This is a genomic window from Agrobacterium sp. 10MFCol1.1, assembly GCF_000381165.1.
In the GTDB taxonomy this organism is placed as follows: Bacteria; Pseudomonadota; Alphaproteobacteria; order Rhizobiales; family Rhizobiaceae; genus Agrobacterium; species Agrobacterium tumefaciens.
Genome location: NZ_KB906079.1, coordinates 246,552 through 265,395 on the forward strand (window position 1 = coordinate 246,552; position 18,844 = coordinate 265,395).

Annotated in this window: 22 protein-coding genes; 14 read left to right on the forward strand and 8 right to left on the reverse strand. The window is 57.9% G+C overall.

Going from position 1 to position 18,844, the window contains the following annotated elements:
- Positions 1 to 48 precede the first annotated feature (48 nt).
- From F617_RS0119715 to F617_RS0119730, 4 genes are all read right to left on the reverse strand, one after another.
- A complete protein-coding gene (locus F617_RS0119715; RefSeq protein WP_003517850.1) occupies positions 49 to 1,125 on the reverse strand; it encodes an ABC transporter ATP-binding protein in 1,077 nt (358 codons plus the stop codon).
- Positions 1,126 to 1,213: 88 nt separating this feature from the next.
- On the reverse strand, positions 1,214 to 2,089 hold the full coding sequence (locus tag F617_RS0119720; RefSeq protein WP_013761392.1) for a carbohydrate ABC transporter permease: 876 nt from the start codon (positions 2,087 to 2,089) through the stop codon (positions 1,214 to 1,216).
- Positions 2,082 to 3,035 carry a carbohydrate ABC transporter permease gene (locus F617_RS0119725; protein WP_003517854.1) on the reverse strand — a complete coding sequence of 318 codons (954 nt, stop codon included), beginning with the start codon at positions 3,033 to 3,035 and terminating at the stop codon, positions 2,082 to 2,084. Before F617_RS0119725 ends, F617_RS0119720 begins: the two co-directional genes overlap by 8 nt.
- Positions 3,036 to 3,041: 6 nt before the next feature.
- The gene (locus F617_RS0119730) at positions 3,042 to 4,331 is read right to left on the reverse strand and encodes an ABC transporter substrate-binding protein (RefSeq protein ID WP_026330972.1); all 1,290 of its coding nucleotides are present in this window, start codon (positions 4,329 to 4,331) and stop codon (positions 3,042 to 3,044) included.
- A gap of 119 nt (positions 4,332 to 4,450) precedes the next feature.
- On the opposite strand from F617_RS0119730, the gene F617_RS0119735 reads away from it, so the two are divergent.
- From F617_RS0119735 to F617_RS0119805, 13 genes are all read left to right on the forward strand, one after another.
- Positions 4,451 to 5,149, forward strand: a complete 699-nt coding sequence (locus F617_RS0119735) for a TetR/AcrR family transcriptional regulator (RefSeq protein ID WP_003517856.1) — start codon at positions 4,451 to 4,453, stop codon at positions 5,147 to 5,149.
- Between the two features lie 245 nt (positions 5,150 to 5,394).
- Positions 5,395 to 6,537 (forward strand): Gfo/Idh/MocA family protein, encoded by a 1,143-nt coding sequence (locus F617_RS0119740; protein WP_003517858.1) that lies wholly within the window; start codon positions 5,395 to 5,397, stop codon positions 6,535 to 6,537.
- 10 nt (positions 6,538 to 6,547) lie between these two features.
- Entirely contained in the window at positions 6,548 to 7,711 is a 1,164-nt protein-coding gene (locus tag F617_RS0119745; protein WP_019566457.1) for a dihydrodipicolinate synthase family protein, read from the forward strand.
- 51 nt (positions 7,712 to 7,762) lie between these two features.
- Positions 7,763 to 8,584 carry a sugar phosphate isomerase/epimerase gene (locus tag F617_RS0119750; RefSeq protein ID WP_013761396.1) on the forward strand — a complete coding sequence of 274 codons (822 nt, stop codon included), beginning with the start codon at positions 7,763 to 7,765 and terminating at the stop codon, positions 8,582 to 8,584.
- A gap of 20 nt (positions 8,585 to 8,604) precedes the next feature.
- The gene (locus tag F617_RS0119755; RefSeq protein WP_019566458.1) at positions 8,605 to 9,840 is read left to right on the forward strand and encodes a Gfo/Idh/MocA family protein; all 1,236 of its coding nucleotides are present in this window, start codon (positions 8,605 to 8,607) and stop codon (positions 9,838 to 9,840) included.
- 479 nt (positions 9,841 to 10,319) lie between these two features.
- Positions 10,320 to 10,529: a cold-shock protein gene (locus F617_RS0119770; protein ID WP_003517872.1), complete on the forward strand. Its 210-nt coding sequence runs from the start codon at positions 10,320 to 10,322 to the stop codon at positions 10,527 to 10,529.
- A 110-nt stretch (positions 10,530 to 10,639) separates the two neighbouring features.
- Complete coding sequence (locus F617_RS0119775; protein ID WP_019566459.1) at positions 10,640 to 10,930, forward strand: hypothetical protein; 291 nt, start codon at positions 10,640 to 10,642, stop codon at positions 10,928 to 10,930.
- Positions 10,931 to 10,957: 27 nt separating this feature from the next.
- Positions 10,958 to 11,194, forward strand: coding sequence for a 30S ribosomal protein S21 (gene rpsU, locus F617_RS0119780; protein ID WP_003517876.1), 237 nt, complete (start codon positions 10,958 to 10,960; stop codon positions 11,192 to 11,194).
- A 30-nt stretch (positions 11,195 to 11,224) separates the two neighbouring features.
- Entirely contained in the window at positions 11,225 to 11,440 is a 216-nt protein-coding gene (locus F617_RS0119785; protein WP_003517878.1) for a hypothetical protein, read from the forward strand.
- Between the two features lie 147 nt (positions 11,441 to 11,587).
- Positions 11,588 to 11,872 carry a hypothetical protein gene (locus F617_RS0119790; RefSeq protein WP_003517879.1) on the forward strand — a complete coding sequence of 95 codons (285 nt, stop codon included), beginning with the start codon at positions 11,588 to 11,590 and terminating at the stop codon, positions 11,870 to 11,872.
- Positions 11,873 to 11,962: 90 nt separating this feature from the next.
- Positions 11,963 to 12,103, forward strand: a complete 141-nt coding sequence (locus F617_RS28745; RefSeq protein ID WP_003517881.1) for a hypothetical protein — start codon at positions 11,963 to 11,965, stop codon at positions 12,101 to 12,103.
- Positions 12,104 to 12,742: 639 nt separating this feature from the next.
- Complete coding sequence (locus F617_RS0119800; RefSeq protein ID WP_013761399.1) at positions 12,743 to 13,036, forward strand: hypothetical protein; 294 nt, start codon at positions 12,743 to 12,745, stop codon at positions 13,034 to 13,036.
- Between the two features lie 13 nt (positions 13,037 to 13,049).
- Positions 13,050 to 13,361: a hypothetical protein gene (locus F617_RS0119805; RefSeq protein WP_003517885.1), complete on the forward strand. Its 312-nt coding sequence runs from the start codon at positions 13,050 to 13,052 to the stop codon at positions 13,359 to 13,361.
- Between the two features lie 268 nt (positions 13,362 to 13,629).
- Here the strand turns inward: F617_RS0119805 and F617_RS0119815 are convergent, their stop codons facing one another.
- Positions 13,630 to 14,727: an acyltransferase gene (locus F617_RS0119815; protein ID WP_019566461.1), complete on the reverse strand. Its 1,098-nt coding sequence runs from the start codon at positions 14,725 to 14,727 to the stop codon at positions 13,630 to 13,632.
- 309 nt (positions 14,728 to 15,036) lie between these two features.
- On the opposite strand from F617_RS0119815, the gene F617_RS0119820 reads away from it, so the two are divergent.
- The gene (locus tag F617_RS0119820) at positions 15,037 to 15,273 is read left to right on the forward strand and encodes an acyl carrier protein (protein ID WP_003517889.1); all 237 of its coding nucleotides are present in this window, start codon (positions 15,037 to 15,039) and stop codon (positions 15,271 to 15,273) included.
- A gap of 16 nt (positions 15,274 to 15,289) precedes the next feature.
- Here the strand turns inward: F617_RS0119820 and F617_RS0119825 are convergent, their stop codons facing one another.
- From F617_RS0119825 to F617_RS0119835, 3 genes are read right to left on the reverse strand one after another with little or no spacing between them, the layout of a single operon-like run.
- A complete protein-coding gene (locus F617_RS0119825) occupies positions 15,290 to 17,248 on the reverse strand; it encodes a MacB family efflux pump subunit (protein WP_019566462.1) in 1,959 nt (652 codons plus the stop codon).
- A gap of 3 nt (positions 17,249 to 17,251) precedes the next feature.
- On the reverse strand, positions 17,252 to 18,475 hold the full coding sequence (locus F617_RS0119830) for an efflux RND transporter periplasmic adaptor subunit (RefSeq protein ID WP_019566463.1): 1,224 nt from the start codon (positions 18,473 to 18,475) through the stop codon (positions 17,252 to 17,254).
- 22 nt (positions 18,476 to 18,497) lie between these two features.
- Complete coding sequence (locus F617_RS0119835) at positions 18,498 to 18,794, reverse strand: hypothetical protein (RefSeq protein ID WP_026330973.1); 297 nt, start codon at positions 18,792 to 18,794, stop codon at positions 18,498 to 18,500.
- Positions 18,795 to 18,844 lie beyond the last annotated feature (50 nt).

Genomic DNA, 18,844 nt, shown 5'->3' on the forward strand with positions numbered 1-18,844 from the left:
CAAGCACAGGAATAAGGGAAGGTCTGTTCCTCCCCCCGGTTTTTCCTCTTATATTCGCCGCCCATCCGCCCCGAACAGATGCGTCTTCGCCAGATCAAACGCAAAGGGAATGGTCTCGCCGATGCGGATATGGCGCTGGCCGTCCAGCAGCAGGGTAGCGGGCTGGCCATCTGGGGTGCTGGTATAAACCACCGTCGAGCCGCCGAGATGTTCAACGAGCTGGATGGACGCATCGCCAAGCGAGGCCGATTGCGCCTGTGGGTTTACGTGTTCGGGACGAATGCCGAAAGTGAGTGGCTCGCCTTCCTCAGCCGCGACCGGCTTTTCGAGCAGAATGCGCTGGCCGGCGACCTCGATGGTACGGTTGGAGCTGTCGCCTGAAGCCACTTTCGCGGAAAGGAAGTTCATCTTTGGCGAACCGATGAAACCCGCCACAAACTGGTTGGCCGGATTGTTGTAGAGATCAAGCGGGCGGCCGACCTGCATGATGCGGCCGTCACGCAGGACCACGATCTTGTCGGCCATCGTCATGGCCTCCACCTGGTCATGCGTCACATAGATCATGGTGCTGCCGAGCGTCTGGTGCAGCTTGGCAATTTCGACACGCATCTGCACGCGCAGTTCCGCATCAAGGTTGGACAGGGGTTCATCGAACAAAAAGATTTTCGGCTCGCGGACGATAGCCCGACCGATGGCGACACGCTGGCGCTGGCCGCCAGAAAGCGCCTTCGGCTTGCGCTGTAACAACGGACCGATCTGCAGGATATCGGCAGCTTTCTGCACCCGCGCCTCGACTTCCGGTTTCTTGTAACCCGCCGTCTCCAGCCCAAAAGCGAGGTTCTTGTAAACGCTCATATGCGGATAAAGCGCATAGGACTGGAACACCATGGCGATACCGCGCTTGGAAGCGGCTGTTTCGTTGACCCTTTCGCCATCGATGCGAAGATCACCCTCGGAGATTTCCTCCAGACCGGCGATCATGCGCAGAAGCGTAGATTTGCCGCAGCCCGAGGGGCCGACGAAAACGGTGAACTCGCCCGGCTCGATCTTGAGATCGATGCCGTGGACGACCGGAAAGGCGCCGAACCGCTTGACGATTTTTTCCAGAGTAATGCTGCTTGCCATGCTGTTTCTCCCGACCGTCGCGCTGCAGACAAGGCAGCCGCGACGGTGTTGATGTTCTGCAATTCGTTTTCGGTCCCGTTTCGTCCGTTCAGCGTTTCATTCCGGTGGTAGCGATGCCTTCAATCAGCAGCCGCTGGAAGAACAGGAAGAACAGGAAGACCGGTACCAGCGACAGGTTGGACATGGCGAAAAGCGACGTCCAATCCGAGCTGCCGGTGGAATCCACGAAGGATCTGAGGCCGAGCTGCACGGTGTAGGTGTTGATGTCGTTCAGATAGATCAACGGACCGAAGAAATCGTCCCAGGTCCAGATAAAGGAAAAGATCGCGGCCGTTGCCAGAACCGGCAGAGAGAGGGGCAGCATGATCTTCCAGTAGATGCGGAAGGGCGAGCAACCGTCCATCACCGCTGCCTCATCCAGCTCACGCGGAATACCCCGGAAGAACTGCACCATCAGGAAGATGAAGAAGGCGTCGGTTGCCAGATATTTCGGCACAATCAGCGGCAGCGACGTATTCACCCAACCCATTTCCAGAAACAGGATATATTGCGGGATGAGCACAACGTGATAGGGCAGCATCAAAGTGCCGAGCATCAGCGCGAACCAGAAATTACGCCCACCGAACCGCAGGCGGGCGAAAGCGAAGGCGGCAAGCGAGCAGCCAACGACGTTGCCGATGGTGGCGAGCACCGAGATGAAGAACGAGTTCCAGAAGAATTGCCCGAAACTGACCTGAAGCCCGGTCCAGCCGCGAATATAGCCGCCGAAATCAACCGACGAAGGAATGAGCGAGGAGGAACCGAACAGCTCGTCCTGCGGGCGGAACGAACCCGAAATCATCCACAGGATCGGATAAAGCATCGCAAAGGAGGCAAGGATCAGCGCCGCATGCAGCAAAACCGACATTAGCGGCGAGCGTTGCGGGCCTTGTCCCGGCCGGGGAGCGGTAACAGCGTCAGTCATCGTAATGCACCCAGTATTTCGCGCTGAGGAACGAGAAGGCCGTGAACAGCGCGATGATGATCACAAGAATCCAAGCAAGCGCCGAGGCATATCCCATGCGGAAGAAACCGAAGGCTTCCTGATAGAGATAGAGCGTATAGAACAGCGTCGAGTTGATCGGCCCGCCCGTGCCTTCGGAAATGATGAAGGCGGGCGTGAAGGCCTTGAAGGCATCGATCGTCTGGATCACGGCGTTGAAGAAGATCACCGGCGTCAACAGCGGCAGCGTAATACGGAAGAACTGCCGCATCTTGCTCGCGCCGTCGATATCGGCGGCCTCGTACATATCCTGCGGGATTTGCCGGAGCCCTGCGAGGAAGATGATCATTGGCGAGCCAAACTGCCAGACGGACAGGATCACCAGCGTGTAGAGCGAGTAGTCCGGATTGGAAATCCAGCTCGGCCCCTCATAACCGAAAACCTGCCACAGGACCATGTTGACGAGGCCATCTGACGCGAAAAGCTGCCGCCAGAGAACAGCGATCGCCACGCTGGAACCGAGCAGCGACGGCAGATAGAAGATCGCCCGGTAAAGCGTGAGCCCCTTTATGCCGCGATTGAAGGCGAGCGCCACCAGCAGTGCAAAAATCAGCTTCAACGGCACCGAAAGCAGCACATAGGTAAAGGTGACCTGCATGGCGGCTGCGAATTTAGGGTCGGCAGTGGCGATGCGCACATAATTGGCCGCCCCCACCCAGTCCGGGGATTGAAGCAGGTCATAATTGGTGAAGGACAGATAAAGCGACACCAGCGCAGGCCCGAGGGTAAGACCGAAGAAACCGATCAGCCACGGCAGGAGAAACAGGTATGCGTGAACGTTGCGGTCCAAAAGCCGCTTCACGCCTGCCCGCTTCGGGAGAGCCGCGCCACGGCTCTCCTCCACGAGAGTTTCAGATCGAAAGGCCATCTGCCATCACTTCCGTTTAATGACGGTTTCGGATTCCTTGACGAGCCGGTCACCACCCTCAGCCGCCGAAATCTTGCCGAAGCCGATCTCTTCCGCTGTACGTTTCAGGACGAAGGCGAATTCGCCTGCACCCGGAGGGGGTGCCGGCGGCAGATCGCCAACGCCGGGGGTAATCTCGGCAATATATTCCACCATGCTCTTGCTGACGGCATCGAGCTTGGCGGTCAGCGCGTTACGCATCGCTTCCGATGCCGGAACGCCGCGCTCAACACCCAGAACATCGACGCCCTGTGGTTCGGCAACGAGAAAGTTGATGAAACCGACCGCCTGCTCGATGCCGGCACTGCCATTGGCGACGCTGATGAGCATGGATGGTTTCAGGTAGTGACCGGAAGGACCATCCTTCTTGCTTTTCGGATAGGAGGTCATAGCCAGCTTGGCTTTGTTGAGCGCCTGATAACCGACAAACTGGTTGGAATGGGCAAATGCCGTTGCCGCCTTGCCCGTCGTCAGCGCGTTGGTTTCAATATTCAACTGGTCGAGCGCCTGAATATCGGCCGGCACGCATGCACCGCTCTTGCGCAAATCCGCCCACATGGTGAACCATTTGGTCGCGTCGGTCGGATCAAAACCGATACCGCCATCCTGTGTGTAGAGTGATTTGCCGTTCTGACGCAGCCAGTTCTCGAAGCTCGGCTCGACGCCGCTGGCATCGGCCGTGGCGTAATAGCCGGGCTTGGGCTTGTTCTTGCTGAACTTGGCGGCGTTTTCGGCAAACTCTTCCCAGGTCTGCCCGATCGCTGGCGGGGTCGCGCCGGATTTTTCCCAAGCCGCCTTGTCGAAGAAGACAGCGCTGGAATTCACGCCAAGATTAACCCCGTAAAGCTTGCCGTCGACCCGACCGGAGTCGATGTTCATCTTGCCGAAATCTTCTATCTTCAGGCCCTTGCCAATATAGTCATCAAGGGGAGCAAGGGCGCCGCGCCGGCCATATTCGAAGATGTAGCGATAATCCATCTGGATCAGATCAGGCGCGTTGCGGCCTGCCACCTGCGTGGCAAGGCGCGGCCAGTAGTCGCTCCAGCCGGCAAATTCCCCGGCAATATCGAGATCCGGCTTGATTTGCTTATATGCGGCGATCGCCTTATTGGTGCGATCCGCACGCTCCTGCGATCCCCACCACAACATACGCAGCCGCGCGGCCTGAGCCTGCGCCGAACCACCTCCCAATGTTGCGAGTGAAAGGGCCGCAAGCCCTGCTGAAAGCACACTTCTCCTGTGAAGCATCACGGGCATTGGCAACTCCTCCCTAATTGACTGCCAAATTGATGATGGGGGTAAACGACTATTGCCGTTTTATAACTAATTGGTTACATGGGAACACCGATCGCCAACATTGTCAAGCGGGTGCTAAGATGGACGAAACGACGAAAAACCAGCTGCCCGATCCGGCCGTCGAGGAAACGCCTGCCCCCAAGCGCAAACGCGGGGCGGCACAGGTGCGAAACCCGGAGAGAACACGCGCCGCCATTCTTGAAGCCGCCCGCCGCGAGGTGGCCGCGAAGGGCTTGGCGGGCGCGAGAATCGATGTCGTGGCGCGGCGCGCCGGCACCAACAAGCGGATGATCTACCATTATTTTGGCGACAAGGACGCGCTTTATCTCGCCGTTCTGGAGGACGCCTATCGCCATATCCGCCACACCGAACGGCGGCTGGACCTGACCCGCAAGGCGCCTTCGGAAGGCTTGCGGGAACTCGCGCTTTTCACCTGGCATTATTTTCTGGATCACCCGGAATTTCTGAGCATTCTCGCAACAGAAAACCTCAACAAAGCCCGTTATCTCAGGCAATCCGCTACGATTGCGGCGATGCATTCGAACTTCATCTCCGAGCTTGAGGACGTGCTGCGGCGCGGCCGCGATACTGGCGAATTCCGTGACGGTCTCGATCCGATCGACGTCTATCTGACGATCGCCTCGCTCGGCGCCTTTTATCTTTCGAACCGATTCACGCTGTCGACGATCTTCCAGCGCGACCTGACCGACCCCGCCGAACTTGAACGCTGGGGCCAGCATATCGTCGATACCCTGCTTGCTGCGGTGCGGCCGGTCTGAGCCGTAAAAACCGAATTTCCCTTTAACAACAGCGACGACGCGCCATTCGCATCCGCGAAGCGCGTCGTTTCCTTTTGCGGCGCGGCACAAACCCGTGATTTCTGCCGCCGCAAGTGCATGTGAATTTCCTGCCAAAAACACCTTGACAGATCGCATCCTTCACGACCACAAATAACCAAATGGTTACAAATTGCCATGTTTGACGGAAGCGGCTTTCGGGAAAAGGCCGCCTTGGGAGGAAATTCATGAAACGTATCGGCGTCATCATGCACGGCATCACCGGCCGCATGGGTTACAACCAGCACCTCGTGCGCTCCGTTCTCGCCATTCGCGATCAGGGCGGCGTGGTTTTGAAGAGCGGCGAAAAGGTCATGCTCGACCCCATTCTGGTCGGCCGAAACGGTGCGAAAATCGAGGAAATCGCTAAAAAGCACAATGTCGCGCGCTGGACGACCGACATCGACGCCGCCCTTGCGAACCCGGATGACACGCTTTTCTTCGACGCCGGCACGACGCAGATGCGTGGCAGCCTGCTCGAAAAAGCCATCAAGGCGGGCAAGAACGTCTATTGCGAAAAGCCGATTTCCGACAGCGTGGCAGAGGCGCTGGCAATTGCCAGACTGGCCGAAAGCGCCGGTATCAAACACGGCGTGGTGCAGGACAAGCTGTTCCTGCCCGGCCTTCGCAAGCTGGCGATGCTGCGTGACAGCGGCTTTTTCGGCAAGATCCTCTCGGTGCGCGGCGAGTTCGGCTATTGGGTTTTCGAAGGCGATTGGCAGCCGGCGCAGCGTCCTTCGTGGAATTACCGCCTGAAGGATGGCGGCGGTATCATCCTCGATATGCTGTGCCACTGGCGTTATGTGCTCGATAATCTATTCGGACCGGTGAAATCCGTAAGTTGCCTCGGCGCCACCCATATCCCCGAGCGTTTCGATGAACAGGGCCACGCCTATGCGGCGGATGCCGACGATGCCGCCTACGCCACCTTCGAGCTGGAAGGCGGCGCCATCGCCCATATCAACTCTTCCTGGGCGGTGCGTGTGCGCCGCGATGATCTCGTCACGTTTCAGGTTGATGGCACGCATGGTTCGGCCGTGGCGGGTCTCACTAAATGCTGGACCCAGCACCGCACCAATACGCCGAAACCGGTGTGGAACCCTGACCAGCCCCAGACCATCGATTTCTACAAGACCTGGCAGGAAGTGCCTGACAACGTCACTTATGACAACGGTTTCAAGGCGCAGTGGGAAATGTTCGTGCGTCACCTCGTCGACAACGACCCATGGCCCTATGGGCTGATGGAGGGCGTGAAGGGCGTGCAATTGGCCGAACTGGGGCTGAGATCATGGAAGGAACGCCGCTGGCTCGACGTTCCCGCACTTTCCTGAGGAGGCGACAGTGAGCGAACTCAAGCTTCCAAAGGACGACCGCAGCATCGAGGTCTACAGGCTATCAGGCGCGCCGGTCGCCATTGAGAAACGAAGTGCGGCGGATTTCAATCGTGTCGCCTTCGCCGCCGCCCATGTGGTGGCCGATCCCCTCGCCGACAACGATCCATGGTTGACGCCCGCCATCGACTGGGACGCTACCCTGCGCTTCCGCCACCGCCTTTGGGACCTCGGCCTGGGTGTTGCGGAGGCCATGGATACGGCCCAGCGCGGCATGGGACTGGCGTGGCCGCAGGCGCAGGAACTGATCTCCCGTTCGCTGAAGGAAGCGGCCACCCGCAAGGATGCGCTGATCGCCTGCGGCGTCGGCACGGATCATCTTGAGGGCGGCGGATATGACCTGAACCAGATTATCGACTCCTACCTGGAACAGCTTGATTTTGTTCAGGGAGAAGGCGGGCGCGTGATCCTGATGGCAAGCCGGGCGCTCACCGCTGCCGCCCGCTCCCCGGACGATTATCTCAAGGCCTATGCCAGGGTCCTTTCCCGTGCCGAGAACAAGGTGGTTATCCACTGGCTGGGAGAAATGTTCGATCCTGCGCTTGAGGGCTACTGGGGTGCCCGCGACCATATGGCGGCGATGGACACCTGCCTTGCCATGATCGAGGAGAATGCAGACAAGATCGACGGCATCAAGATTTCGCTTCTATCCAAGGAAAAGGAAATCGTCATGCGCCGTCGCCTGCCCGCTGGTGTTCGCATGTATACCGGCGACGACTTCAATTATGCCGAGCTGATCGCCGGTGACGAAAAAGGTCATTCGGACGCGTTGCTCGGCATTTTCGATGCCATTGCTCCGGCGGCATCCAAGGCGCTCGCCAGCCTGAAGCGCGGTGCGGATAATGAATTCTTCGACATTCTGGAGCCAACGGTGGCGCTTTCACGCCATATCTTCAAGGCGCCGACCCGCTTTTACAAAACCGGCGTGGTGTTTCTCGCCTATCTCAACGGCTTGCAGGACCATTTCACCATGGTTGGCGGGCAGGAAAGCGCCCGCTCCACGCGGCATTTCGCCGAGCTTTTCCGGCTGGCGGACAAGGCCAATGTGCTTGCCGAACCGGATGTGGCGACGCATCGCATGAAGCAGTTTCTGGCTGTCAGAGGCATTGGTTAAGCGCGAGAGCGAAGGTGGCTGGAGGCCTTCGCAAAAGGGAGGAGTACCGTTATGGGCGTTGAGGGCCTTTCAATAAATTTTGCCACCGTGCGGCAGGGACGTTCCTTCGGGGCAATCGTGGATGCATGCCTTGCGCATGGCATCACCACCATCTCGCCCTGGCGCGAGCAGGTTCACGCTGCAGGCCTTGCTGAAGCAGCACGCATTGTCGAGCAGAACGGCCTTCGTCTCAGCGGCCATTGCCGGGGCGGCTTTTTCCCCGCCCCCGATGCAGAAGGCCGCAGCCGCGCCATTGAGGACAATAAACGCGCCGTGGACGAAGCCGCCGCCATGAAGGCAGATTGCCTGGTGCTTGTCGTGGGCGGCCTGCCCGCGGGTTCTCGAGACTTGAAAGGTGCACGGCAGATGGTGGAGGACGGCATGGCCGAACTTCTTCCCTATGCGAGGGCAGCCGGCGTGCCGCTCGCCATTGAACCGTTGCATCCCTTTTATGCCGCCGACCGCGCCTGCTTCAACACTTTGAAACAGTCGCTCGACCTCTGCGACCGGCTGGGTGCCGGAACCGGTGTGGCCATCGACGTCTATCACGTCTGGTGGGACCCGGAGCTGGAGGAACAGGTGGCGCGCGCCGGGCGAAACGGGCAGATACTGGCACACCATATCTGCGACTGGCTGGTGCCGACCACCGATCCGCTCAACGATCGCGGCATGATGGGCGATGGCGTGATTGACCTGAAGGCATTTCGCGCCATGATCGAGGCCGCCGGCTTTTCCGGTCCGCAGGAAGTCGAGATTTTTTCGCATCGTTGGCAGGCACGCCCGGTGGACGAGGTTCTGTCCACCGTCGTCGAGCGTTTTAAAACCGTTTGTTGATTGGGTTCGGGAGTAAGGAAATGCCTGAAAGGGTGAAACGCAAACGTTATGCACTGGTCGGCACCGGCAATCGTGGCACCACCATGTGGGGGCGCGAACTTCTGGCCGGGTGGAGCGACTATGTCGAACTGGTCGGCATTTGCGACCTGAACCTGATGCGCGCAGAACGGGCCCGCGCCATGATGGGGTCGGCCGCTCCGCTTTACGACGACTTCGACCGGATGATGGCCGAGCAACGCCCGGAACTGGTAATCGTCTGCACACCCGACGATACTCATGACGACATCATTATCCGCGCGCTCGAGGGCGGTGCCGATGTCATCAGCGAAAAACCCATGACCACCACCCCGGAAAAGATTGACCGCATCCGCGCGGCGGAGGCCGAAAGCGGCCGCCGCGTCGACGTTTCCTTCAATTATCGCTTTTCACCGACGGCGGCGCGCATCAAGGAGCTGATCGACGACGGCGCGATCGGCACCGTTACCTCGGTAGATTTCCACTGGTATCTCGATAACCAGCACGGTGCGGATTATTTCCGCCGCTGGCACGCTTTCACCGAACATTCAGGCAGCCTGTTCGTCCACAAGGCCACACACCACTTCGATCTTCTGAATTGGTATCTCGATTCCGACCCGGTGGAAGTGAAGGGCTTTGGGCAATTGCTGCATTATGGCAAGAACGGACCGTTCCGGGGAACGCGCTGTCGTACCTGTCCGCACAAGGACGAGTGCGACTATTTCATGGATCTCGGGGCCGACCCGTTCCTGGACGCGCTTTACGAGGACCCGTCGACTGTGGATGGCTATATGCGTGACGCCTGCGTCTTTCGCGAGGAGATCGACATCCCCGACACGATGAGTGCCTCGATTCGCTATGCGAACGGCGTGCAGGTCTCCTATTCGCTCAATACCTATATGCCGATCGAGGGACACCACATCGCGTTTAACGGCCATAAAGGACGCATCGAGATGCGCCAATATGAAAAGCAGCCGTGGACTGAGCCCCCAGCCGACGAAATACTGCTGGTAAAAAGTTTCGGTGGCGGTGTCGAGCGTATCTGGGTGCCGCATGAGCCGGGCGGCCATTATGGCGGCGACAATCGCATGCGCGACATGATCTTCAAGCCCGGTTCGAACGACCGGCTGCGGCAGCGGGCGGGTTCGCGCGCCGGCGCCATGTCCGTGCTCTGCGGCGTAGCCGCATTGAAAAGCGCCCGCGAGGGTGGTGCAGCGGCGGTGAAATCCCTGCCCATCTAGATATTTTCGGCCTGCGGTGCTTTCAACGTCGGTCCGCAGGCCGCAATTGCCAAAAAAGAACGGATAACATTCTGCAGATTACGCGCTTCCTCCATACCGGTAAAACGACGATCGGGGGAAGAAAGAGTTAATCATGTCCAGTTTCGAATCCTTCATTCCGCTCATCATCATCGGCACCAGCCTGATCCTTTTTTTCAAATGGGTGGGGCGTGATATGAACAGGGAAGAGAAAAAACCAAAATCGCGCCGCTGACGCAGGAAGAGACATCGGAACCGGCAAGTGCAATCGCCAGATGGCGCATTTTTCCGCATCGGCCCATTGCAAAATCAAAAATTGAGGCTATATTCGGCAAATCGACAATTGCTTGTGACGTCGCTCCTGGGACTCTACGTTCCCGTCGGATTTCCTCTCAAATAATCGATCTAATTCCGCAAGGTATCGCGGAAACCAACAACGATTACTACGAAAGGAAATCGTTATGAACACTGGTACTGTAAAGTGGTTCAACGCCACCAAGGGCTTCGGCTTCATTCAGCCTGACAACGGCGGCACGGACGTTTTCGTTCACATTTCGGCTGTTGAGCGCGCAGGTCTGCGTTCGCTGAACGACGGCCAGAAGATCACCTACGACATCGTGCAGGACCGCAAGTCCGGCAAGAGCTCCGCTGACAACCTTCGCGCAGCTTGATTTGTCATCGGCCCCGCTGGCTACGCATGTACCAGCAGTGGCGCTGAGTGATTGTGAGAGGTCGGGTTAAATCCCGGCCTTTTGTTTTTTTTGGCCATGGGGAGGCTCTCATGCGCAAAAATCCTTATCGTTCCGGCGATGCTATCTTTCTGAAGGCGGGCGTACTTGGGGCCAACCAGCCCAAAGGTCCAGGCCGGGTCGTAACGGCTCTGCCAGAGACACAACAAGGTGCGGTTCGCTACAGGGTGCGTTTCCAGCACGAGAACTTCGAACGTAATATAGCGCTCGATGAAATCGATGTGGTTGCGTCTTCATCGCGGCCCGTGGAAATCGAAGGCTCGTCTTCGCGCGTTGCGGGATCGAGCTGGATCAATTCGAATACGATCAGAATCAAAAAATAGCAGCGATGGCTGCGTTAAGGAGATAAGTTGCAGGTACTCGTCAGGGATAACAATGTAGAGCAAGCCCTCCGCGTCTTGAAAAAGAGGATGCAGCGCGAGGGTATCTTCCGTGAGATGCGCGCACGGGAATCTTACGAAAAGCCGTCGGAAAAGCGTATCCGCGAAGAAGCCGAAGCTGTGCGCCGCCACCGCAAGATGGCGAAGAAAAAATTGCAGCGCGAGGGATTGCTTCCTGCTCCCAAAAAGGTTGCCCGCGCTCGATAACTTTCAATTCGCTCCGCAAAGGAGAATGCCATGACCGCGACTAAAGAGGCTGTTTTCAAACCCGGAAAGCTGTCCTCGCAGGACAAGGCATCCATAACGGACAAGGCGGCGAAACAGATCATAACCGCCGAATCCGACCAGCGCGCCAAGAAGACGGAACGGCTTCGCCAACTTCGCGAAGCTCAGGAGGCGGCAATCGCCGCCCCTCCACCCACCCGCACCAAAAAGTCATCCGGCAAGAAATAACCCGGTTGCACTTTTTGACGTCGTCTTTCCGAAAAACTTCTTGAACCTGATACGCAACAGGCGCACGCTTCGCCTGTCAGCAATCCGCTGAAGAGTGCTGGTGTTTGAGGGCAGAGTGTCCTCGCCCCCAAACGAAAGGAGGACGAGATGTCTTCCGACTTTTATTCATCAAGCCTTTCACGGAACCTCGTCCGCACCGGCGGTTTGGGTTACCGGGAAAACGCATCGCTTCGCCTGCTTCTCAGTGCCGCCGAAGAAACAGCAATGCGCCTAGATCAGGATCGCGGCGCATCCTCCGGCTTTGCGGCGTTTCCTGATTTTGGCCTCCAGCCCGACATGGTGCGGAGAACCTTCTACGCAGGGCGTATCCGCCTCTCCAAACCGACCCTTCCCTTCGGGAAACTTCCGCTTAACGGACTGCCTTTCCCCTGACGATGAAACCGCCCCGCAGCCTGCCTGCGGCGCGCGATCATGCCCCGGACCACACAATATCCAATATCTGTTCAATACCAGGAGGACACCATGGCCAAGGGTCAAGTACGCAGCAACAAAGAAGTCCGCAAACCGAAGAAGGACAAGACGAAAGCTCCGGCTGCGGCACCAGCTGCCGGCACGCAGGTCAAGTTCGCAAACTCCACAACTGCGGATGGCAAGAAGAAGTAGGATTGTTCCGGACAGCCCGCTCATAACAGCGCGACGCCCCGGCACGAATTGCCAAACCGCGACCCGATACACAAAGGGTCGCGACAAATAAAACATATAATGGAAATGCGGACTTGTTTTGGCCACATTGCTCTTCTAGAAAGTTCATACAGCAACTGCTGGTGAGCGCAAAATATGTCGTTCGCAGTTGTTTCCGTCGCTTTAGACTTTTGACCACGGATGTACTGGCACTGGTGTTAATGGCGATATGAGGAAGGTCGGTGCAATATTGCCCCGGCCTTTTTTGTTGTCTGCCTTGGTGAGATAAAGAATGTCGCCGCACCGGTCACATACTCGTCAGGGGCTATGGAATTAACTTGCCTATTGCGCGCAAAAAGCGCACCCTTCCCCATCGGTACTTAAAGGGCGTTACCGCCGTCAGGCATCCTTGCCGTCTCAAGCCCCATTTGCACATGCCTCCCGTCTACAGCGCCCCGTGCGGAATTTCCCAGGGCGCGTTGAGGCACATGCCCCCCGAAAACCGGCAACGGTCATCGACCGCACCGGCGTATCGTTTCGAAGCGTTGGAGCGTCCCGTGCAGCCTTTTAAGGGCGCGCGCGAGGCTTCGGCTTTCTGAACCAGTAAGAAAAGAGGCCATCATGTCTTCTGCGCCCCGTAACTGCCTGATCTCCTCTCAAGATCTCGAAATGCTCCAATTGGTCCTCGAGAGCATCGGTTTTAATCACCTTTCCGACGATGATGACAAAAAGCTCCATAACAGAGCCGCCCGCAAGGTTATTGAATTATATCAGGATGGTTTGACCGATCCGGCAGACCTCACCGACGAAATGCGTTTCCTGTTCGGCGTGCAGAAACACGACCGCATCAAGCCGTGGAAGCCGCTCCCCCGATATGCAATCCAGGGCCTGCCACTGCTTTACCACCGCCATTGAGGGGAGAGAGCAGATGCGCGAATATATCATGGTCAGCACCGGCCTGTGGCTGGGGCTATTTCTGACCTGGTACCTCGTCACCATGTACGATACGGCGGATAGCGTCTTTACGGCGAACACCGTTCCGTCGCTACCGCTGCTTCTGACATCGGCCGAATGCGAGACCCAGTTCGGCATTCTTTTTTCGATGACCGAAAAGCTTTTGAAGGCAGGCGGGCCGATAGTTCCCGACGACTTGCGAAAGAACATAGAGCATTGCATTTCTTCCGATGAGGCAAGCCGCCTGAAACTCAAAGACAATCAACTTATCCGGCTTTTCCCCTGAAGCGCCTCCCGAAGCGGACGGTGTTCGCCAAAATCACTGGTAACAATAATGACTTGGCAAATGAGATATATCAGGAGAAACTGATTTAGTCGGACATCAGTCCGAGAGTTTGCGTCTGCGTGGAGGGTGAGTATGACGTATGACTGGAGCGGCCGCAGAATGCGCCGCATGCGTGCCGCGAAACTGACGATCATCAGTCTCGTCGCGGCCTTTGTTATCACGGCTCCAATCTTCGCGCATTACTGAAGCCTGCAGCGACAAGACGCTATCACACGGGTTGCCCGACCCCTGCCCGCTTTCTCAGGCGACCTTTGAGCCATGTCTGCACTGGCTGATCAAAATGGACCGTCAGGTACCATGACAGACACGTCGTCCCTATCAGGAAAGCGACACCGACCGGCAAAGCGATGTTTTCCCTATCAACGGCAGGCATCAGAAAATCCGTCCAGGCCAGCAGCGGAATATGCAGCACATAGACGGCGTAGGAAGCTGTGCCGAGAAACGTCGACAAGATTCCCACCCTGCGACCCGGCACTATCCTGCTGGCTACGAACAATACCGTCGGCCAGACGAGCAGAACCACCGCGAGATCAAAGAAGGGCCGAAGCTCACGCGAAATTGGCACGGCGAGGATGACGCAGACCAGCATAAGACAGAGGGCCGCCTGGATGGGCTTCAGCTCGGTTATGCGATTGCGGAAGCGGTAAACCAGCACGCCTGCGAAAAACGAGAAAAACACCCTTCCCATGCCGGCATACATTTCGTGCCATCGAAACCCCGCATGCAACTTCCCAAACTCAGCAGCCGCCACGACAAGGACGCAGGCGCTGACAGCCAGCACCACGATTGTCTGTTTCGTAGTCGCCCGCACACCCCACCGGCCATAAACCGCATTCACCACCAGCTCGTTGAAAAGCGACCATGCCGGACTCACCAGAAACAATGCGCCGTTCAATGTAAGCGTGAAGGGTGCCGGAACGAAAAGAAGCCCGGTCAACAACGCTATCGCCAGCTCACCGGGATTGATGTGGCGATGAAGATCATCGATCGGCGTCGGCAGGCCCAACAGGTAGAGGCAAATGAAATAGGACGCCATCAACGCCAGCCCCAGCCCATACAGTGGATAAAGTCGCGCAAGGCGCGCCTTCATGAAGAAGCCTGGCGTAATCGCCCCTTCGCGCAGTTTCATGCTGTAGGCATGCGCCAGCACAAAACCGCTCAAGGCGAAGAACAAATCGACGGCGAGATAGCTCGAAGCGTCGTCTCTCCCGAAAAACTGTTCGGCATGGCGATGTACGATGAAGAGCGCAGCTACGCCCCTTATGCCATCGAGCAATATGAAGCGTTCCGGGGAAGACTGGACCATGGGCGTTGATGCTCGACAGGACTGGATTATAATTACTTCACGAAAACGAGGTTTACAGCGCAGCGGTTCATCGCATCCAGTCAAAAACTGTTCAACGTCAAACATACCCCGAATTCTTATGGGCAATTCCCCATGAGCCACGCTCTTTCGCAGCCGTCAAAGGCATGCTACGTCCGAATGTCATCGATGCTTTGACCTTCTGACTCTGTGTACCACGCCTCGCAAAAACCGGTTTCGATTTTAGCAAGTGTCCTGGGCGCAAATTCAAACGGGTTGTTCGGCGGCAAACAACTTTCGCGGAGTCCCACCATGTCCACCATCGCCGACCGTATTAAAAAAATCATCGTTGACCAGCTTGGCGCAGATCCCGGCACGGTTGTCGATGACGCCAATTTTGTCGACGATCTCGGTGCCGATTCCCTCGAAGTGGTTCAGGTTGTCATGGAAATCGAGGAAGAATTCGGAGTGGAAATCCCCGATTCGGCCGCAAGCACAATCCTGACCGTTGGCGACGCCATCCGCTTCATCGAAAAAAACAAGGCTTGACCGGCAGCGGCGGATATCAACCCGCCGACAGGGCCGCAACAGGATCGAGGTTCGATGCGTTGCGGGCCGGCAGATAGCCGAAAACGACGCCTATCAGTGTCGAGCAGACGAAGGCAGCAATGATCGACACCGTGGAATAGACCATGGCGAAATTGCTGCTGAAGGCGGAGAAAAGCGCCCCGAAGCCGAAGCTGCCCAAAATTCCCAGCGTTCCGCCGATGATGCAGACGAGCACTGCCTCGATCAGGAACTGGCGCAGTATATCACTGCGCCGTGCGCCGACTGCCATGCGCACGCCGATTTCCGATACACGTTCGGAAACGGAAACGAGCATGATGTTCATCACCCCGATGCCGCCGACCAGAAGCGAAATCACCGCGATCGCCGCAACCAGCAGCGTCATGGTCTGTGTTGTACTGGTGATGGTCTGGCGAATATCGTCAGTGTTGAGAATGTAGAAATCCCGCGTTCCATGCCGCTGGGTGAGAAGAACCGTCACCGCCTGTTCGGCAATTGCGGCGTCAATATCGTCACTCACCTGCACCGTGATGCTGCGCAGCGACAGGCTGCCGAGAAAGCGTGACTGGACGGCAGTATAAGGCAGATAAAGTGAAAGGTTCTGGCTTGAACCGAAACCGCCCTGCTGCGCCTGCGTGATGCCGACGATGCGGGCCGGCACCTTGCCGATGAGAATGACCTGACCGATGGGGCTGCCGTCGAAATCCGCAAACAACGATTTGCGGGTGTTCTCATCAATCACCACCTCCTGGGCTTTCTGCGCGACGCTTGCGGCATCGAAAAAGCGCCCTTGTGACAGCTTCGTGCCCTTGGCGACGAAATACCGCTCGCTGACACCATTCACAAGCGCATTCGCCTCCTTCGCGCCGAAACGCACCGTACTGGAGGTCGAGACCGTGGGCGTCACAGCCGCGACATAGGATTGTTTGGCAAGTGCCTCGGCGTCGGAGACGACCAGCGTGGTGATCTTGCCCGACCTTATGTCGCCAAAATCCTTGCCCGCGAAGATTTCCAGCGTGTTGGTGCCGAGGCTTGAGATATTCTGCAGCACGCGCTGCTGTGACCCCTGCCCCAGCGCCACGACGCTGATGACCGAGGCGATGCCGATGATGATACCGAGCATGGTGAGAAAGCTGCGCAGCTTGTGCGCCTGCATCGACAGGAGCGCCATGCGCAATGCCTCCCGCAGCGAGGATGCGAGACCAGCGAGACTGGAGGCCCCGCCGGAAACCATAGAGGGTTTGGCGTCACCCTTCCGAACCGGCGCGGCATCCGCCCCGCGGTCGGAAATGATGGCGCCGTCGCTGATTTCGATGATCCGTTCGGCACGTCGTGCAATTGACATATCGTGCGTGACGATAATGACAGTGCGCCCTTCGGCATGCAGCTCGTCGAGGATGCGCAACACCTCGTCGCCGCTCGCGCTGTCGAGCGCACCGGTCGGCTCGTCGGCAAGAATGATTTCGGCATCGTTCATAAGGGCGCGCGCGATGGAAACGCGTTGCTGCTGGCCGCCGGAAAGCTGGCCCGGACGATGATCGAGGCGGTCCGCCATGCCAAGGCGACCGAGCAACCTGGCGGCATCGCTCCTGCGATCGCTTTGTGACTTTCCGGCGTAGATCGCCGGAATTTCGACATTGCCGAGCGCTGTCAGTTCGACAAGCAGATGGTAACGCTGGAAAATAAAACCGAGGTTTTCTCGCCGCAATTCCGAAAGCTGGTCTGCATCGAGATCGCCCGTCTCCCGGCCCCTGATGATGTAGCTCCCTGAGGTCGGCCGGTCGAGGCAACCGAGAATATTCATCAGCGTCGACTTGCCCGATCCGGAAGCGCCAACGATCGCCACCATCTCGCCGGCCTCGATGATGAGGTCGATATTCTTGAGTACGGTAATCGTACCTTCACCGGACGGATAATCCCGCCGCACGGATTTAAGGCAAATCAGAGGATCAGCCATTGTTCAAAAACCCATCGGCGGGCCACCAGGCCCCGGCACGGCGTTTTTGGTGGTGTCGATGGAAAGTTCGCCGGTCACCACGCGCTCGTTCTCGGCAAGGCCGGAACGTACTTCCGCCGTTACCTTGTCGTTCAGACCGATCTGGACCCTGCGTTCGGAAATTCTGCCATCGGTGTCTAGCACACGCACGGCATAGTCATCGTTGGCGCCCTTGCTACCAAGGGCCGCCGCCGGAACGGTTAGCACGTCCTTCGCTTCACCAAGGACGATATGGACCTCCGCCGTCATATAGGTGCGCAACTTGCCGTCCGGGTTCGGCACTTCGAACACGCCATTATAATAGATCGCCTCCGACGACGAGGTGCTGGAAGAGGACGATGTGGTCGAGGAAGACGTCGAGGAGCTGAAGCTGGAGTCGCTGCGCACTGATTCAGGCGCCGGTTCAATCGACGTAAGCGTCGCGTCGTAACGCTGCTGCGGCTCACCCAGCACCGTGAAGTAAACTGGCAAACTGGCTTTTACGCGCGTCACATCTGCTTCGGAGATTTCCGTGCGCACCGTCATCCGGTCGAGCTGGCCTAGGATCACGATTGTCGGCGCGGACTGCGTGGCGTTGACGGTCTGCCCTTCCTGACTGACGATAGACAGAACAGTGCCTTCGATGGGCGCGGTGATCCTCGTATAGCCGAGATTGGCCTTTGCCGTTTCGACAGCGACCTGTGCCTCCTCGATCTGGGCGTCGATCGCTTCGATCTGCGCCTGGGTGACTGCGAGCGCTGCAGTGGCGCTTTCGAAATCCGCACGGGAGGCGGCATTTTTCGACACCATTTCCTGTTGGCGGACAAGGCTCTGGCGGTTGAGAACAAGTGTCGCCTGCTTTTCCACCCGCTGCGCCTTCACGTTTGCAAGCGCTGCCAGCGCCGTGCGCAGGCTGTTATTCTGGGTAACGGAATCGATCTCGGCAATGAGATCGCCCGCCTTGACCGTATCTCCAAGTGCGACCTTGACGGCGGTGATGCGACCGGAGGCCTGCGCGCCGACGGCCACCAGACGAACGGGTTTGAGCGTTCCAGTCGCCAGAACAGTCTGCTCGATATCACCGCGCTTCACAGACGAGGTGATATAACCGGGCGTTGCGGCCCGCGTATATTGTGACGAAAACCAGTAGCCACCCAGGACGAGCGCGACAACCGTCAGCGCCACACCTGCTTTGCGAACCATTTTCATCGTCCTGTCCTGTCCGGCCGGTCTACTCAAAAGAAGAAACCGACCTCATGTCGTATTTCACTAGGATGAAGCCGTTGTCTGCTTCGATCCATTCATAGGCGGCAACAGACTTTCTGGCGGATGCCTTGCGGCAGGTGTCGTGACGACGCTTGCCGTGTGCATTTTCGCGCCGTTCCTTGGCACAGACGGGTTGGTGCCACTGTTCTTCCTGCCGGGATTTCGCCGCCGGATCTCGCATCGGCCTGTCACCGGCCGCAGCGACCGACCAGACGAAGCTCAAACCAAAAACCGTCGCCAGCATCAGGTAGAAATATCTCATCATCATCTTCTCGCTTGAAAATCACGCGGGGGATCGCAGGCGAGCGATCC

Excerpts from the sequence above, each read along its gene's own strand:
- F617_RS0119735 (WP_003517856.1), top strand. The coding sequence starts at position 4,451 with ATGGACGAAACGACGAAAAACCAGCTGCCCGATCCGGCCGTCGAGGAA.
- F617_RS0119725 (WP_003517854.1), bottom strand. The coding sequence starts at position 3,035 with ATGGCCTTTCGATCTGAAACTCTCGTGGAGGAGAGCCGTGGCGCGGCT.
- F617_RS0119775 (WP_019566459.1), top strand. The coding sequence starts at position 10,640 with ATGCGCAAAAATCCTTATCGTTCCGGCGATGCTATCTTTCTGAAGGCG.
- F617_RS0119805 (WP_003517885.1), top strand. The coding sequence starts at position 13,050 with ATGCGCGAATATATCATGGTCAGCACCGGCCTGTGGCTGGGGCTATTT.
- F617_RS0119820 (WP_003517889.1), top strand. The coding sequence starts at position 15,037 with ATGTCCACCATCGCCGACCGTATTAAAAAAATCATCGTTGACCAGCTT.
- F617_RS0119750 (WP_013761396.1), top strand. The coding sequence starts at position 7,763 with ATGGGCGTTGAGGGCCTTTCAATAAATTTTGCCACCGTGCGGCAGGGA.
- F617_RS0119770 (WP_003517872.1), top strand. The coding sequence starts at position 10,320 with ATGAACACTGGTACTGTAAAGTGGTTCAACGCCACCAAGGGCTTCGGC.
- F617_RS0119715 (WP_003517850.1), bottom strand. The coding sequence starts at position 1,125 with ATGGCAAGCAGCATTACTCTGGAAAAAATCGTCAAGCGGTTCGGCGCC.
- F617_RS0119790 (WP_003517879.1), top strand. The coding sequence starts at position 11,588 with ATGTCTTCCGACTTTTATTCATCAAGCCTTTCACGGAACCTCGTCCGC.
- F617_RS0119720 (WP_013761392.1), bottom strand. The coding sequence starts at position 2,089 with ATGACTGACGCTGTTACCGCTCCCCGGCCGGGACAAGGCCCGCAACGC.
- F617_RS0119815 (WP_019566461.1), bottom strand. The coding sequence starts at position 14,727 with ATGGTCCAGTCTTCCCCGGAACGCTTCATATTGCTCGATGGCATAAGG.
- F617_RS0119755 (WP_019566458.1), top strand. The coding sequence starts at position 8,605 with ATGCCTGAAAGGGTGAAACGCAAACGTTATGCACTGGTCGGCACCGGC.
- F617_RS0119730 (WP_026330972.1), bottom strand. The coding sequence starts at position 4,331 with ATGCCCGTGATGCTTCACAGGAGAAGTGTGCTTTCAGCAGGGCTTGCG.
- F617_RS28745 (WP_003517881.1), top strand. The coding sequence starts at position 11,963 with ATGGCCAAGGGTCAAGTACGCAGCAACAAAGAAGTCCGCAAACCGAAG.
- F617_RS0119785 (WP_003517878.1), top strand. The coding sequence starts at position 11,225 with ATGACCGCGACTAAAGAGGCTGTTTTCAAACCCGGAAAGCTGTCCTCG.
- F617_RS0119835 (WP_026330973.1), bottom strand. The coding sequence starts at position 18,794 with ATGAGATATTTCTACCTGATGCTGGCGACGGTTTTTGGTTTGAGCTTC.
- F617_RS0119825 (WP_019566462.1), bottom strand. The coding sequence starts at position 17,248 with ATGGCTGATCCTCTGATTTGCCTTAAATCCGTGCGGCGGGATTATCCG.
- F617_RS0119800 (WP_013761399.1), top strand. The coding sequence starts at position 12,743 with ATGTCTTCTGCGCCCCGTAACTGCCTGATCTCCTCTCAAGATCTCGAA.
- F617_RS0119830 (WP_019566463.1), bottom strand. The coding sequence starts at position 18,475 with ATGAAAATGGTTCGCAAAGCAGGTGTGGCGCTGACGGTTGTCGCGCTC.
- F617_RS0119740 (WP_003517858.1), top strand. The coding sequence starts at position 5,395 with ATGAAACGTATCGGCGTCATCATGCACGGCATCACCGGCCGCATGGGT.